Here is a 14,386-nt window from a genome sequence, read left to right on the forward strand (position 1 = left end):
TAGTTGTACTGCAAGGCTGGAAGCACTTAGTTTGTAATCCTCCAAGAGTACAGATTAATAAGGCGCCCGTAGCTCAGCTGGATAGAGCATCCGCCTTCTAAGCGGATGGTCGCAGGTTCGAGTCCTGCCGGGTGCGCCATTAGGCAGCTTTGGCACAAGTAGCGCTATATGGTGGGCGTAGCTCAGTTGGTAGAGCACGGGATTGTGACTCCCGTTGTCGAGGGTTCGATCCCCTTCGTCCACCCCATATTCTGAAAGGCGCCAGATTTAACAGTCTGGCGCCTTTGCTTTAAGAGCTTCAAGCGCGGATGTGGTGGAATTGGTAGACACACTGGATTTAGGTTCCAGCGCCGCGAGGCGTAAGAGTTCGAGTCTCTTCATCCGCACCAATTAAAGCTTTTCCCGGTCGTCAGGCGGGGCAGGGCTCAACAAAGAAGTGGTTTGGTTTCTTTGTTAACGCAATATGGTGGGCGTAGCTCAGTTGGTAGAGCACGGGATTGTGACTCCCGTTGTCGAGGGTTCGATCCCCTTCGTCCACCCCATATTCGAAAGGCGCCAGATTTAACAGTCTGGCGCCTTTTTTGGTTTTGGCGGTTTGAGATTGGGTGGTTGCAGGTGCTGGGCTGCCCCGGCAGGGCGTGTCGTCGTATTTATGTATCTCGATGATGCCGCGTTGCTTGCTCGCCTTGTTCTCAGGGCGGGCCGTCAGGGAGATGAATGGTTGTTCCTTCTATATATAGAGAGGGGCGGCGCAGAGCCCTGGCGCAATTTGGCTGTATTTGTCACCGGGGCGAGGTACTTCAGTGCTTTCGTACCGATAAATTGCCGGCTGTTTTTCGCGGTGTTTTCAGTAGGGTGACTTCTTGAGTTTGACCCACTAGAATGCATGCCCTTGATTGGGGTCGGAAATGGCCGGCTAATGTCTGTGCAACGAGGAATATCCATGCAAGTTTCTGTTGAAAATACTACTGCTCTCGAGCGCCGCCTGAGCATCACCGTGCCGGCAGAGCGTATCGAGACTGCGGTCAACAAGCGTCTGCAGCAGACTGCCCAAAAGGCCAAGATCGCTGGTTTCCGTCCAGGCAAAGTGCCTATGAGCGAAATCAAGCGTCGTTTTGGTGCCGATGCGCGCCAGGAAGCTGTAGGTGACGTGATCCAGGCTTCCTTCTACGAAGCCGTTGTCGAGCAGAAGCTGAACCCTGCTGGCTCGCCTTCGATCGAGCCCAAGTCCCTGGAAGCGGGCAAGGACCTGGAATACGTTGCCGTATTCGAAGTGTTCCCGGAATTTGAAGTGGCCGGTTTCGAAGGTATCGAAATCGAGCGTCTGAGCGCCGAAGTGGCTGATTCGGACCTGGACAACATGCTGGAAATCCTGCGCAAGCAGAACACTCGTTTTGAAGTGGCCGACCGTGCCGCCCAGAACGAAGACCAACTGAACATCGATTTCGTTGGCAAGGTTGACGGCGAAGTCTTCGCTGGCGGCTCTTCCAAGGGCACTCAGCTGGTGCTGGGTTCCAACCGCATGATTCCTGGTTTCGAAGACGGCCTGGTTGGCGCCAAAGCCGGCGAAGAGCGCGTTCTGAACCTGACTTTCCCTGCTGACTACCAGAACCTGGACCTGGCTGGCAAAGCCGCCGAGTTCACCGTTACCGTCAACAGCGTTTCCGAGCCTAAGCTGCCAGAGCTGAACGAAGAGTTCTTCGCTCAGTTCGGCATCAAGGAAACCGGCATCGAAGGCTTCCGCACCGAAGTTCGCAAGAACATGGAGCGTGAGCTGCGCCAGGCTATCAAGTCCAAGGTCAAGAACCAGGTCATGGACGGTCTGCTGGCCGCCAACCCGATCGAAGTGCCTAAGGCCCTGCTGTCCAACGAAGTGGATCGCCTGCGCGTTCAAGCGGTTCAGCAGTTTGGTGGCAACATCAAGCCTGACCAACTGCCGGCCGAGCTGTTCGAAGAGCAAGCCAAGCGCCGCGTTGTGCTGGGCCTGATCGTGGCCGAAGTGGTCAAGCAGTTTGACCTCAAGCCAGACGAAGACCGCGTTCGCGAAATGATCCAGGAAATGGCTTCGGCCTACCAGGAGCCTGAGCAGGTCGTGGCTTGGTACTACAAGAACGAGCAGCAGATGAACGAAGTACGTTCGGTTGTGCTGGAAGAACAAGTTGTGGATACTGTTCTGCAGAAGGCTAAGGTGACCGATAAAGCGGTCTCTTACGAAGAAGCAGTCAAACCGGCGGAAGCAGCACAAGCCGACTGATTGTCCAACTCGTTGGAAATTCAACCATAAGCCAGCCTCGCGCTGGCTTATGCGTTTTCAAGACATGACTATTTGGGAGTAACTGCAGAGCATGTTCCGTAATTCCTATATTCAGCAGAACTCTGATATCCAGGCCGCAGGCGGCCTGGTCCCGATGGTTGTCGAGCAGTCCGCTCGTGGCGAACGCGCCTACGACATCTACTCGCGCCTGCTCAAGGAGCGAGTGATCTTTCTGGTTGGCCCGGTAGAGGACTACATGGCCAACCTGATTTGTGCGCAATTGCTGTTCCTTGAAGCGGAAAACCCGGACAAGGACATCCATCTCTACATCAACTCACCGGGCGGTTCGGTGACTGCGGGCATGTCGATCTACGACACCATGCAGTTCATCAAGCCAAACGTGTCGACCACCTGTATTGGCCAGGCGTGCAGCATGGGCGCCTTCCTGCTGACCGCGGGTGCCGAAGGCAAGCGTTTCTGCCTGCCGAACTCGCGCGTGATGATTCACCAGCCGCTGGGCGGTTTCCAGGGCCAGGCGTCGGATATCGAAATCCACGCCAAGGAAATCCTCTTCATTCGTGAGCGTCTCAACACGCTGATGGCCAAGCACAGCGGGCGCACCCTGGAAGAAATCGAGCGCGATACCAACCGTGACAATTTCATGAGCGCTGAAGCCGCCAAGGAATACGGGTTGATCGACGCAGTGATCGACAAGCGCCCCGCTTAATATAAGCCGCTCAAAATAGGGCTGGTCGGCATGTCCGACCACTGGCGGGCTTGAAAAAGCCCGCATAAGCCTTCATCTTGTGTTGCAAGCCTATCGGATTTGGATCGAACGAATGACTGACACCCGCAACGGCGAGGACAACGGCAAGCTGCTCTATTGCTCCTTCTGTGGCAAAAGCCAGCATGAAGTGCGCAAATTGATTGCCGGCCCCTCGGTGTTTATCTGCGACGAATGCGTCGACCTGTGCAATGACATCATCCGTGAGGAGGTGCAGGAAGCCCAGGCCGAGAGCAGTGCGCATAAATTACCTTCGCCTAAAGAAATCAGCGGCATCCTTGACCAGTACGTCATTGGTCAAGAGCGTGCAAAGAAGGTTCTGGCCGTAGCGGTGTACAACCACTACAAGCGCTTGAACCAGCGTGACAAGAAAGGTGACGAGGTTGAACTCGGCAAGAGCAACATCTTGCTGATCGGTCCTACAGGCTCGGGTAAAACCCTGCTTGCGGAAACCCTTGCTCGCCTGCTGAACGTTCCGTTCACCATCGCCGACGCCACCACCCTCACCGAGGCTGGCTACGTGGGTGAAGATGTCGAGAACATCATTCAGAAACTGCTGCAGAAGTGCGACTACGACGTAGAGAAAGCCCAGATGGGTATTGTCTACATCGACGAGATCGACAAGATCTCGCGCAAGTCGGACAACCCGTCGATCACCCGGGACGTTTCCGGTGAAGGCGTGCAGCAGGCCCTGTTGAAACTGATCGAAGGCACGGTTGCTTCCGTTCCGCCACAAGGCGGCCGCAAGCACCCGCAGCAGGAATTCCTTCAGGTTGATACACGCAATATCCTGTTCATTTGTGGCGGTGCATTCTCCGGTCTGGAGAAGGTGATTCAGCAGCGTTCCACCCGTGGCGGCATTGGTTTCAGTGCGGAAGTGCGTAGCAAGGAAGAAGGCAAGAAGGTTGGGGAGTCCCTGCGTGAAGTCGAGCCTGACGATCTGGTCAAGTTCGGTCTGATCCCGGAATTCGTTGGCCGTCTGCCGGTCCTGGCCACGTTGGACGAGTTGGATGAGGCGGCTTTGATCCAGATCCTCACCGAGCCGAAAAACGCCCTGACCAAGCAATACGGCAAATTGTTCGAGATGGAAGGTGTAGACCTCGAGTTCCGTACCGATGCGCTGAAATCGGTGGCCAAGCGGGCACTGGAGCGCAAGACCGGTGCACGTGGCCTGCGTTCTATTCTCGAAGGCGTGTTGCTCGACACCATGTACGAAATCCCCTCGCAGTCCGAGGTGAGTAAAGTGGTGATCGACGAAAGCGTGATCGAAGGCAAATCCAAGCCACTGTATATCTACGAAAACAGTGAGCCGGCTGCCAAGGCTGCACCCGACGCGTAAGCGTTCAGCAGTTGCGGTACAAGCAAGGGGCCTCTAGGGGCCCCTTGTTTTTTGGGGGCTTTTCTCGGAGCGGTGGTTAAATTCGCGTGTATTCATGCGTTTAACTACTGGCATTGAGCTTGTTTTTTTTGCATGTAACCCCCATCTTGGTTTCAAGCTTATTTTTGAACTGTCATAGAGGCGAAATCATGAAGACAACCATCGAATTGCCTCTCCTGCCGTTGCGTGATGTCGTCGTCTATCCGCACATGGTTATCCCGCTGTTCGTGGGGCGCGAGAAGTCTATCGAAGCCCTCGAGGCCGCGATGACGGGCGACAAGCAAATCCTGCTGTTGGCCCAGAAGAATCCTGCTGATGATGATCCAGGTGAAGATGCCCTGTATCGCGTCGGCACCATTGCCACTGTCCTGCAATTGCTCAAACTGCCCGATGGCACCGTCAAGGTGTTAGTCGAAGGTGAGCAGCGCGGCGCCGTAGAGCGTTTCATGGAGGTGGATGGCCACCTGCGTGCAGAAGTGGCGCTGATCGACGAAGTCGAAGCCCCGGAGCGTGAGTCCGAGGTGTTCGTGCGCAGCCTGCTCTCGCAGTTCGAGCAGTATGTGCAACTGGGCAAAAAAGTTCCGGCTGAAGTCCTGTCGTCCCTCAACAGCATTGATGAGCCAAGCCGCCTGGTCGACACCATGGCCGCCCACATGGCGCTGAAGATCGAGCAGAAGCAAGACATCCTCGAAATCATCGACCTGTCGGCCCGTGTCGAACACGTGCTGGCGTTGCTGGATGGCGAAATCGACCTGCTGCAGGTTGAGAAACGCATCCGTGGCCGTGTGAAGAAGCAGATGGAGCGTAGCCAGCGCGAGTACTATCTGAATGAGCAGATGAAGGCCATTCAGAAAGAACTCGGTGACGGCGAGGAGGGCCACAACGAAATCGAAGAGCTGAAGAAGCGTATCGATGCCGCTGGCCTGCCCAAAGACGCCCTGACCAAGGCCACCGCGGAGCTGAACAAGCTCAAGCAGATGTCGCCGATGTCGGCCGAAGCCACCGTGGTGCGCTCGTATATCGACTGGTTGGTGCAAGTGCCGTGGAAGGCCCAGACCAAGGTGCGCCTGGACCTGGCCCGTGCTGAAGAGATCCTCGACGCTGACCATTACGGCCTGGAAGAGGTCAAGGAGCGCATCCTTGAGTACCTCGCCGTGCAAAAGCGTGTGAAAAAAATCCGCGGGCCGGTGCTGTGCCTGGTCGGGCCTCCAGGTGTGGGTAAAACATCCCTGGCGGAATCGATTGCCAGCGCGACTAACCGCAAGTTCGTGCGCATGGCCTTGGGTGGCGTGCGTGACGAAGCGGAAATCCGTGGTCATCGCCGTACCTACATCGGTTCGATGCCAGGAAGATTGATTCAAAAGATGACAAAGGTGGGTGTACGCAACCCGCTGTTCCTGCTCGATGAAATCGACAAAATGGGCAGCGATATGCGTGGCGATCCGGCGTCGGCCTTGCTCGAAGTGCTTGATCCCGAGCAAAACCATAATTTCAACGACCATTACCTGGAAGTCGACTACGACTTGTCTGACGTAATGTTCTTGTGCACCTCCAACTCCATGAACATTCCGCCAGCCTTGCTGGATCGGATGGAGGTGATTCGTCTGCCGGGCTACACCGAAGACGAGAAGATCAACATCGCAGTCAAGTACCTGGCGCCCAAGCAGATTTCGGCCAACGGCCTGAAGAAGGGCGAGATCGAATTCGAGGTCGAGGCGATCCGTGACATCGTGCGCTACTACACCCGCGAGGCCGGTGTACGGGGCCTTGAGCGCCAGATCGCGAAGATCTGCCGCAAGGCGGTGAAGGAGCACGCGCTGGAAAAACGCTTCTCTGTGAAGGTGGTCGCCGATTCCCTGGAACACTTCCTGGGCGTGAAGAAATTCCGCTACGGCCTGGCCGAGCAGCAGGATCAGGTCGGCCAGGTGACTGGCTTGGCGTGGACCCAGGTGGGTGGCGAATTGCTCACCATCGAAGCGGCGGTGATTCCGGGCAAAGGCCAGTTGATCAAGACCGGTTCCCTGGGTGATGTGATGGTCGAATCCATTACCGCCGCACAGACCGTGGTACGCAGCCGCGCCCGCAGCCTGGGCATCCCGCTGGACTTCCACGAGAAGCACGACACCCATATCCACATGCCGGAAGGGGCGACCCCCAAAGACGGCCCTAGCGCTGGCGTAGGCATGTGCACGGCGCTGGTATCAGCGTTGACCGGCATTCCTGTGCGCGCCGATGTGGCGATGACCGGGGAAATTACCTTGCGTGGCCAGGTATTGGCGATCGGTGGTCTGAAAGAGAAATTACTCGCTGCGCACCGAGGTGGAATCAAGACCGTGATCATTCCTGAAGAGAATGTTCGCGACTTGAAGGAAATTCCTGACAATATCAAGCAGGATCTTCAGATTAAACCGGTTAAATGGATTGACGAGGTCCTGCAAATTGCGCTGCAATACGCGCCGGAGCCCTTGCCGGATGTGGTCCCGGAGATAGTCGCGAAGGACGAAAAACGCGAGTCCGATTCCAAGGAAAGAATTAGCACGCATTAATGTGTTGGAGCCTGGGGGGCTTCCTTGACAGCTTTTTAGAGCCCTTGTTATAAAGCGGCTCTTAAGTGTCTGTAGGCCATTCAGCACTGGTTTTGCTTTTTACCAAAAAACTTAGAATCATACTCAATAGATATATAAGGGGACTTAGAGTGAACAAGTCGGAACTGATTGATGCTATCGCTGCATCCGCTGATATCCCGAAAGCTGCTGCTGGCCGTGCGCTGGACGCAGTAATCGAATCCGTCACTGGCGCTCTGAAGGCCGGCGACTCCGTGGTACTGGTAGGCTTCGGTACTTTCTCTGTGACTGACCGCCCAGCTCGCACTGGCCGTAACCCACAGACCGGCAAAGCACTGCAAATCGCTGCTGCCAAGAAACCAGGTTTCAAAGCCGGTAAAGCCCTGAAAGAAGCCGTTAACTAAGCTTCGTTCAAGCCTTTGCTTACCCGGGTCGGACGCAGGTCTGGCCTGGCAGCGGAGCGGTAGCTGACCCACGTATCGGGTCGCCACGCCGGGGGTGCAGATTCGAACCCCCGTCCGCTCCGCCAGTTACGAGAAGGCGCATCCTCGGATGCGCCTTTCTTCTATCCGGACTCTACCCACGCTCCACGGTTGCCTAATTTTTGAAGTTCAACCGTTTCTGGGGGACGCATGCTGCAAAATATCAGGGACAATTCACAAGGCTGGATTGCCAAGACCATTATCGGGATCATCGTCGCTTTGATGGCGTTCACCGGTATCGAAGCCATCTTCCAGGCTTCGGGTAATAACAAGCAGGACGTGGCCAAGGTCAATGGTGAAGAAATCACCCAGACCGAATTGAGCCAGGCCGTCGACATGCAACGTCGCCAGCTGATGCAACAGTTGGGCAAGGATTTCGATGCTTCCCTGCTGGACGAAAAACTGCTGCGCGATGCTGCCCTCAAGGGCCTGATCGACCGCAAGCTGCTGCTGCAAGGTGCTGCCGATTCCAAGTTCGGCTTCTCGGAAGCGGCGCTGGACCAGGTGATCCTGCAGACGCCGGAATTCCAGGTGGACGGCAAGTTCAACGCCGAACGCTTTGACCAGGTGATCCGTCAGCTGGGCTATAGCCGCATGCAATTCCGTCAGATGCTGACCCAGGAAATGCTGATCGGCCAGGTTCGCGCAGGCATCGCCGGCAGCGGTTTTGTGACCGACGCCGAGGTGCTGGCATTTGCCCGTCTGGAAAAACAGACCCGCGACTTCGCTACCGTCAACATCAAGGCTGACCCTGCGGCGGTGAAACTCACCGACGACGAGGTCAAGGCCTACTACGACCAGCACGCCAAAGAGTTCATGACCCCGGACCAGGTGGTCATCGACTATCTGGAGTTGAAGAAGTCTTCCTTCTTCGACCAGGTCAGCGTCAAGGACGATGAACTGCAGGCTGCCTACGAGAAGGAAACCGCCAACCTCGCTGAACAGCGTCGTGCCGCGCATATCCTGATTGAAGTCAACGACAAGGTCACCGAGGCGCAAGCCAAGGCCAAGATCGAAGACATCCAGGCGCGCCTGGCCAAGGGTGAGAAGTTCGAAGCCCTGGCCAAGGAGTTCTCCCAGGACCCAGGTTCGGCCAACAATGGCGGTGACCTCGGCTTTGCGGGCCCTGGCGTTTATGACCCGGACTTTGAAACCGCGCTGTATGGCTTGAAGCAAGACCAGGTGTCGGCGCCAGTGCGCACTACCTTCGGTTGGCATCTGATCAAGTTGCTAGGCGTTGAAGCGCCTGAGGTGCCATCGTTCGCCAGCCTGAAAGACAAGCTGACCCGCGAGCTCAAGGCACAGCAGGTTGAACAACGTTTTGTCGAAGCGACCAAGCAATTGGAAGATGCGGCATTCGAAGCCTCTGACCTGGCCCAGCCGGCGTCTGACCTGAAGCTGACCGTCCACACTTCCGCGCCGTTTGGCCGTGAAGGTGGCGAAGGTGTTGCGGCCAACCGTGCCGTGGTCACTGCAGCCTTCAGCCCGGAAGTGCTGGATGAAGGTGCAAACAGTAGCGCTATCGAGCTGGACCCGGAAACCATCATCGTGCTGCGTGCCAAAGAGCATCTCAAGCCGGCCCAGTTGCCGCTGGAGAACGTCGCTGCGGCCATTCGCACCCAGATGACCAAGGAGCGCGCGAGCGCTGCCGCCAAAGCCCATGCCGACGAGTTGATCGCCAGCCTGCGTGATGGCAAGACCGCGCTGGACCAGCCGGTTGACGGCCAGGCCTGGAAGGTGACTGAGGCAGCTACCCGTGGTCAGGACTCCATCGACCCGGCCGTGCTGCAAGCCTTGTTCCGCATGCCCAAGCCTGCGGCCAAGGACAAGCCGACCTTCACCACCGTGACCCTGCGCGATGGCAGCCTGGTGATCGTGCGCTTGAACGGCGTGAACGAAGCAGCGGCCCCTACGGACGAAGAAAAAGCGCAATACCGCCGCTTCCTCGCTTCCCGTATTGGCCAGCAGGACTTCGCGGCCTACCGCAAGCAGCTGGAAACCCAGGCAGACATCAAGAAGTATTGATGCCGGCCTGAATAAAAAGACCCCGACCTGAAAAGGCCGGGGTCTTTTTTTGCCCTTGATAAAGCGGCTACTCAGTTAAATGGGACTGTCACTGTGGCGAGGGAGCTTGCTCCCGTTGACTGCGCAGCAGTCCCGGCTTTTTAGGGCCGCTTCGCGACCCAGCGGGAGCAAGCTCCCTCGCCACAGGTTGGTGCTCTGCCTCAGATAGGCTTGGCAGCAAACTTGAGCTTGCCCCACGTCAACCCGATCACCGCCGCCAGGGTTGAAGCCGCCAATACGCTCAGCTTCGCAGCCGACAGCAGGGCCGGGTCGGAAAATGCCAGGGAAGAGATAAAGATCGACATGGTGAAACCGATCCCCGCCAGCAGGCCGACGAGGCCAACGCCCGTCCAGGTCACACCGTCCGGCAGCTTGCAGATGTTGAGCTTGACCAGCGCCAGGCTCGCCAGCATCACGCCCAGAGGCTTGCCGAGCACCAGGGCGAAGATGACGCCCATGAACACACCGTGGGCCAGCGGGTCATCCAGATTGAAACCGTCCAGGCTCACACCGGCGTTGGCCAATGCAAACAGCGGCATCACGCCGAACGCTACCCAGGGGTGCAGCGCCGATTGAACACGCTGCACCGGCGGCAGTATTTCCCGTTGAGCTTCGCGCAATTGCTTGAGGGGCGTGGCGACTTGCTGGGTCCCTTCGGCTGGCTGCGAGAACCGGTCCATCAGCTCGTTGAAGGTGCGTTCGATGGTTTCCAGCGGGCGTTCCCGCGTGGGCTTGGAATTGACGGGGGTCATCAAGCCAAGGATCACCCCGGCGAGCGTTGGGTGCACGCCTGTCTTGAGTAGGCCAAACCACACGATAGCGCCTGGCAGCAGGTAGATCGCCGCCTTGCTGATGCCCATGCGTTGGAACACCAACACCAGGGCCAGCCCGCCGGCAGCAATCACCAAGCCCATGTAGTCGAGGCTGGCGGTGAAAAAGATCGCGATGATCAGGATCGCCACGATGTCATCGATGATCGCCAAGGCCAGCAGCAGGATGCGTACGCCACTGGGAATCGATTTGCCCAGCAGCGCAAGCACACCCACGGCAAAGGCGATGTCGGTCGCGGTGGGGACTGCCCAGCCACTCGCGGCGGCGGTGTCGTGGTTGAGCAGGGTGTAGATGAGTGCGGGCATCAGCACACCGCCCAACGCCGCGCCCAAGGGCAGCGTGGCCAGCTTCAGGTTGGCGAGGGCGCCGTCTTTGATTTCCTGGCGGATCTCGGCACCGACCACCAGAAAGAAAATGGTCATCAGCCCGTCATTCACCAGAAAATGCAGGGAGCGCGACACGCTGTAATCGCCCAGCCCGAGGGTGATGGGCGTGTTCCAGAAATGCTCGTAGGTCGCGGCGGCGGGGCTGTTGGCCCACACCAGCGCGACGATGGCGGCCAGCAGCAGCACGATACCGCTGACGGCTTCGATGTGTGAAAAGCGCTCAAGGGCGGACAGCGCGCCCTCAGTCAAACGCTGGGGGCGGGGGATGGCGGGGTGTTTATCAGGCACGACAAATCTCCATTGGCGGCCCGACCAATGCTTGGCTTTTAACCTGCGCCGTGCTTTATGCAACAACGCACCCAGGGGCGATGATAGGAAGGTGAGGAATAAGTTGTAAACAAACTTGTCATCGCGCGGGCAGCGCTTTACCCCGGATTGCGCCCAGCGCCAACACGATCAATCCTAGAACTGCCCATGGAAATGTCACGACGCCCCAACGTTCGAGCAAGAGCCCGCCCACTAATCCACCTCCGGCGATGCCCAGGTTCCATACCGTGACCAACATCGATTGGGCGGCATCGGCCGAGTTGCCAGCCGACTTGGCCAGCGCGGTTTGCAATAGCGCTGGGAGGCCACCGAAGGCGAGCCCCCACAACGCCACGCTGACGTAAATGGCGACTACGCAGTTGAACCATAGTCCGAGCAGCAGGGCCGCAACGGCGAACATCGCGCAACTGATGAGGGTCAGTAGCCTCAGGTGCCGGTCAATCCAGACGCCTACCAGCCAGATACTCAGCAGGGCCATCAGGCCGAACACCAGCAGCACGCGATCAATCTCGCGGCCGATACCGGCGGGCACCAGCAAAGGGGCGATGTAGGTATAGAGAATGTTATGTGCGAGCACGTAGGTAAAGGTCACCCAGAGCACCGGCCGTATGCCTGGCAACGCCAGTACCTGACGTAAGCCGAGGCGTTTGCTTGGCGGTTCACCGGCAAAATCCGGCAGTTGCCAACGCGCCCATACCAGCAGTAACAGGGTCAGGCCAGTCATGATGGCAAAACTGGCGCGCCATCCGACCAGCGTACCCAGCAGGGTGCCGGCGGGCACGCCGAGGGACAAGGCCAGCGGCGCACCCAGCATGGCCACGGCAATCGCCCGGCCCTGCAGATGAGGTGCGACCATACGACTGGCGTAACCCGCCAGCAAGGCCCACAGCAAGCCCGCGAACACACCGGCGAAAAATCGTGCAGCCAAGGTCAAGCCATAATGGCTGGAAAAGGCGGTGACACTGTTAACCAATGCAAAGCCGCCGATGGCGATCAACAGCAACGGCCGCCGGCGCCAACCCCGGGTCAGCAATGTCAGCGGGATAGCGGCGAGCAACGAGCCGAGCGCGTAGAGCGTTACCAGTTGCCCGACCAGAGCCTGGGAGACCCCGAGCCCAGCACCGATTTGCGGTAACAAACCGGCGGGCATTGCCTCGGTGAGGATGGTGATAAAGCCGGCGCAGGCCAACGCCAGCAAACCGGCCAGTGGCAGGGGTTCAGCGTGGGGGGCTGTATCGATCAATTGGGGGCTGTCGTTCATCGGGGCTCTCCTTGAAAGGGTCAAGGCGCCAGGGTAGGGGGCTGCGAGGCGCGGAAAAACAGGCTAAGGTTCCGAACTTATCGGACGTTGATGTCCGCAATCGGCAAAGGCATCACCATGGACAATCTGGGCAGCCTCTCGGTTTTTGTGCAGGTCGCGCAAACGCTTAGCTTCACCGCTGCGGGCCGTGCACTGGGCGTGTCATCGTCGGCGGTGGGTAAAAGCATTGCGCGAATGGAAGAGCGCCTGGGCGTCAGGTTGTTTCATCGCAGCACCCGCAGCATCACTCTGACCAGCGAGGGCGCGCTCTTCCTGGAACGTTCGCGGCGCATCCTGGCGGAGTTGGAAGCGGCCGAACAGGAATTGACTGAGGTCACTGCCAAGCCTCGCGGCAAGCTGCGGATCAGTGTGCCCCAAGTGCGTGGTTTGTTGATGCCGGTGATCAGCGATTTTATGCGTGCCTACCCGGACATCGAGTTGGATGTGGATTTTTCCGATCGCATGGTGGACGTGATAGAGGAGGGCTTCGACGCGGTGATTCGCACCGGCAAGCCAGAAGATTCGCGCTTGATGGTGCGCCATCTAGGGCATTACCAGTTGGTCCTCGTCGGTACGCCCGGCTACTTCGACCAGCACGGCACCCCCCGTCGGCCCCAGGACCTGAATCATCACGCCTGCCTGCGGCACAAATTCTGCGCCACCGGTAAGCTGGAGCCTTGGCCGCTGCGTCATGTCCCGGGGGCGGCAGAACTGAACCTGCGCGCACCGCTGGTCAGCACTACCATCGAGTCCCTCAATCATGTGGTGCAAGAAGGACTGGGCATTGCGTGCCTGCCGGACTACATGGTCAACCAGGCCGTACAACATGGGCGTTTGCGACGGGTGCTGGATGAGCACCTCGAGCATCGCGGCAGTTTCTGGTTGCTGTGGCCGGCCAGTCGCCATGCTTCGGCCAAGCTGCGGGCCTTTATCGATCATATGTGCGCCGGGCTTTTTCCTACTGACGCCGCTGTCTGAGCTTGAGATGTTTTACCGACAGGAATCGCGCTTCAATGTCGCGTTCTGTTGCACAATACCGTCCGGACCGTTTTCTTCAGGATTTTCAATGTCGACATCATTTCACTTGCGCAATCTCGGGTTGGCGCTGGTGCTGGCGGGCGCCGCGGGCTGCTCGTCACCCAAGACCGCTATCTATGAACATGAGAATTTCGACGATTCCGGTACGTTTTCCCGCGATTACCCGGTCAGCGATGTGGCGGCCTGTGAAGCTGCGCGCCGTGCCCTGCTGAGCCAGGGCTACATCATCACCAGCAGCGATCCGAAGTTGGTGGCCGGCAACAAGAGCTTCCAGCAGACCGGCGAGACCCATCTGCAGATCAGTTTCAATGTGGTGTGCGCTGCTGATGGCAAGGGCAGCAATCACTCGACGATGTTTGCCAACGCCTTGCAGGACCGCTATGCGCTGAAGAAGGTCAACAACTCCGCGAGCCTCGGTGTGGGCGTGCTGGGCTCGGTGTCGATGCCGATTGGCTCCACCGACGACTCGATGGTGAAGGTGGCGAGCGAGACCGTCTCTGCACCGAAGTTCTACGAGCGTTACTTCGCGTTGGTGGACGTGTTCCTGCCGCAGGAAGTAAAGCAGGCCGAGCATATCCCCGAGCAGCCCAAGGCCGACCTCGGCGTGCCCGAGCCCAAGACCGCTCCGGCAGCCGAGAAGGTCGAAGCGCCGAAGGATGTGCCGGTAGCGCCTGCCGCTGCAGAGCCGCTTGCGCCGCCACCTGAGGCTGCACCGATTGCACCGGTGACAGAGCCTGCTCCGGTTGCACCGGCGCCGACTGATCCGTCCTTGCCGGCGCCGACGGAAGCGATTCCACCGCTTCCGATGCCTGCGCAGTAACGCAATGCTGTTCTGATGTGGGAGCGGGCTTGCTCGCGAATACGGTGTAACAGTCGCCAAGTGTGTTGAATGACCACCGCTTTCGCGAGCAAGCCCGCTCCCACATTTTGATCGAGGTTGCGGTTGAGTTAAATCCAGTGATCGCCGCTACGTTTAAT

Annotated in this window: 10 protein-coding genes and 4 tRNA genes; 12 read left to right on the top strand and 2 right to left on the bottom strand. The window is 58.3% G+C overall.

Annotated elements, in window-relative coordinates; all coding sequences use genetic code 11:
- The first annotated feature begins 62 nt into the window (after positions 1-62).
- The 10 genes from HBO10_RS18855 to HBO10_RS18900 all read left to right on the top strand — a co-directional run bounded on the left by HBO10_RS18855 (position 63) and on the right by HBO10_RS18900 (position 9,487).
- A tRNA-Arg gene (locus HBO10_RS18855) sits at positions 63-139 on the top strand.
- A gap of 32 nt (positions 140-171) precedes the next feature.
- A tRNA-His gene (locus tag HBO10_RS18860) sits at positions 172-247 on the top strand.
- A gap of 57 nt (positions 248-304) precedes the next feature.
- Positions 305-389, top strand: a tRNA-Leu gene (locus HBO10_RS18865).
- A gap of 77 nt (positions 390-466) precedes the next feature.
- Positions 467-542 (top strand) — tRNA-His (locus tag HBO10_RS18870).
- A 401-nt stretch (positions 543-943) separates the two neighbouring features.
- The gene (gene tig / locus HBO10_RS18875) at positions 944-2,254 is read left to right on the top strand and encodes a trigger factor (RefSeq protein WP_034127949.1); all 1,311 of its coding nucleotides are present in this window, start codon (positions 944-946) and stop codon (positions 2,252-2,254) included.
- A 91-nt stretch (positions 2,255-2,345) separates the two neighbouring features.
- On the top strand, positions 2,346-2,981 hold the full coding sequence (gene clpP, locus HBO10_RS18880) for an ATP-dependent Clp endopeptidase proteolytic subunit ClpP (protein ID WP_003192255.1): 636 nt from the start codon (positions 2,346-2,348) through the stop codon (positions 2,979-2,981).
- 112 nt (positions 2,982-3,093) lie between these two features.
- On the top strand, positions 3,094-4,377 hold the full coding sequence (gene clpX, locus HBO10_RS18885; RefSeq protein WP_003192254.1) for an ATP-dependent Clp protease ATP-binding subunit ClpX: 1,284 nt from the start codon (positions 3,094-3,096) through the stop codon (positions 4,375-4,377).
- A gap of 188 nt (positions 4,378-4,565) precedes the next feature.
- Positions 4,566-6,962 carry an endopeptidase La gene (lon, locus tag HBO10_RS18890; RefSeq protein WP_034127948.1) on the top strand — a complete coding sequence of 799 codons (2,397 nt, stop codon included), beginning with the start codon at positions 4,566-4,568 and terminating at the stop codon, positions 6,960-6,962.
- 149 nt (positions 6,963-7,111) lie between these two features.
- Positions 7,112-7,384, top strand: coding sequence for an HU family DNA-binding protein (locus tag HBO10_RS18895; RefSeq protein ID WP_003174819.1), 273 nt, complete (start codon positions 7,112-7,114; stop codon positions 7,382-7,384).
- Between the two features lie 228 nt (positions 7,385-7,612).
- A complete protein-coding gene (locus tag HBO10_RS18900; protein WP_034127947.1) occupies positions 7,613-9,487 on the top strand; it encodes a SurA N-terminal domain-containing protein in 1,875 nt (624 codons plus the stop codon).
- A 200-nt stretch (positions 9,488-9,687) separates the two neighbouring features.
- On the opposite strand, the gene nhaA is transcribed toward HBO10_RS18900, so the two are convergent.
- A complete protein-coding gene (gene nhaA, locus HBO10_RS18905; protein WP_034127946.1) occupies positions 9,688-11,031 on the bottom strand; it encodes a Na+/H+ antiporter NhaA in 1,344 nt (447 codons plus the stop codon).
- Between the two features lie 118 nt (positions 11,032-11,149).
- The gene (locus HBO10_RS18910; protein WP_034127945.1) at positions 11,150-12,331 is read right to left on the bottom strand and encodes an MFS transporter; all 1,182 of its coding nucleotides are present in this window, start codon (positions 12,329-12,331) and stop codon (positions 11,150-11,152) included.
- Positions 12,332-12,448: 117 nt separating this feature from the next.
- On the opposite strand from HBO10_RS18910, the gene HBO10_RS18915 reads away from it, so the two are divergent.
- Together HBO10_RS18915 and HBO10_RS18920 are read left to right on the top strand one after the other, a co-directional pair.
- Complete coding sequence (locus HBO10_RS18915; RefSeq protein WP_169918742.1) at positions 12,449-13,348, top strand: LysR family transcriptional regulator; 900 nt, start codon at positions 12,449-12,451, stop codon at positions 13,346-13,348.
- An 88-nt stretch (positions 13,349-13,436) separates the two neighbouring features.
- Positions 13,437-14,228 (top strand): DUF2242 domain-containing protein, encoded by a 792-nt coding sequence (locus HBO10_RS18920; RefSeq protein ID WP_034127943.1) that lies wholly within the window; start codon positions 13,437-13,439, stop codon positions 14,226-14,228.
- Positions 14,229-14,386: the final 158 nt, after the last annotated feature.

The sequence above is a fragment of the Pseudomonas sp. WS 5503 genome (assembly GCF_012985385.1).
Lineage (GTDB): Bacteria > Pseudomonadota > Gammaproteobacteria > Pseudomonadales > Pseudomonadaceae > Aquipseudomonas > Aquipseudomonas paracarnis.

Coding starts and splice junctions, on each gene's coding strand:
- lon (WP_034127948.1), top strand. CDS start 4,566: ATGAAGACAACCATCGAATTGCCTCTCCTGCCGTTGCGTGATGTCGTC.
- HBO10_RS18910 (WP_034127945.1), bottom strand. CDS start 12,331: ATGAACGACAGCCCCCAATTGATCGATACAGCCCCCCACGCTGAACCC.
- HBO10_RS18915 (WP_169918742.1), top strand. CDS start 12,449: ATGGACAATCTGGGCAGCCTCTCGGTTTTTGTGCAGGTCGCGCAAACG.
- clpX (WP_003192254.1), top strand. CDS start 3,094: ATGACTGACACCCGCAACGGCGAGGACAACGGCAAGCTGCTCTATTGC.
- tig (WP_034127949.1), top strand. CDS start 944: ATGCAAGTTTCTGTTGAAAATACTACTGCTCTCGAGCGCCGCCTGAGC.
- HBO10_RS18900 (WP_034127947.1), top strand. CDS start 7,613: ATGCTGCAAAATATCAGGGACAATTCACAAGGCTGGATTGCCAAGACC.
- clpP (WP_003192255.1), top strand. CDS start 2,346: ATGTTCCGTAATTCCTATATTCAGCAGAACTCTGATATCCAGGCCGCA.
- HBO10_RS18920 (WP_034127943.1), top strand. CDS start 13,437: ATGTCGACATCATTTCACTTGCGCAATCTCGGGTTGGCGCTGGTGCTG.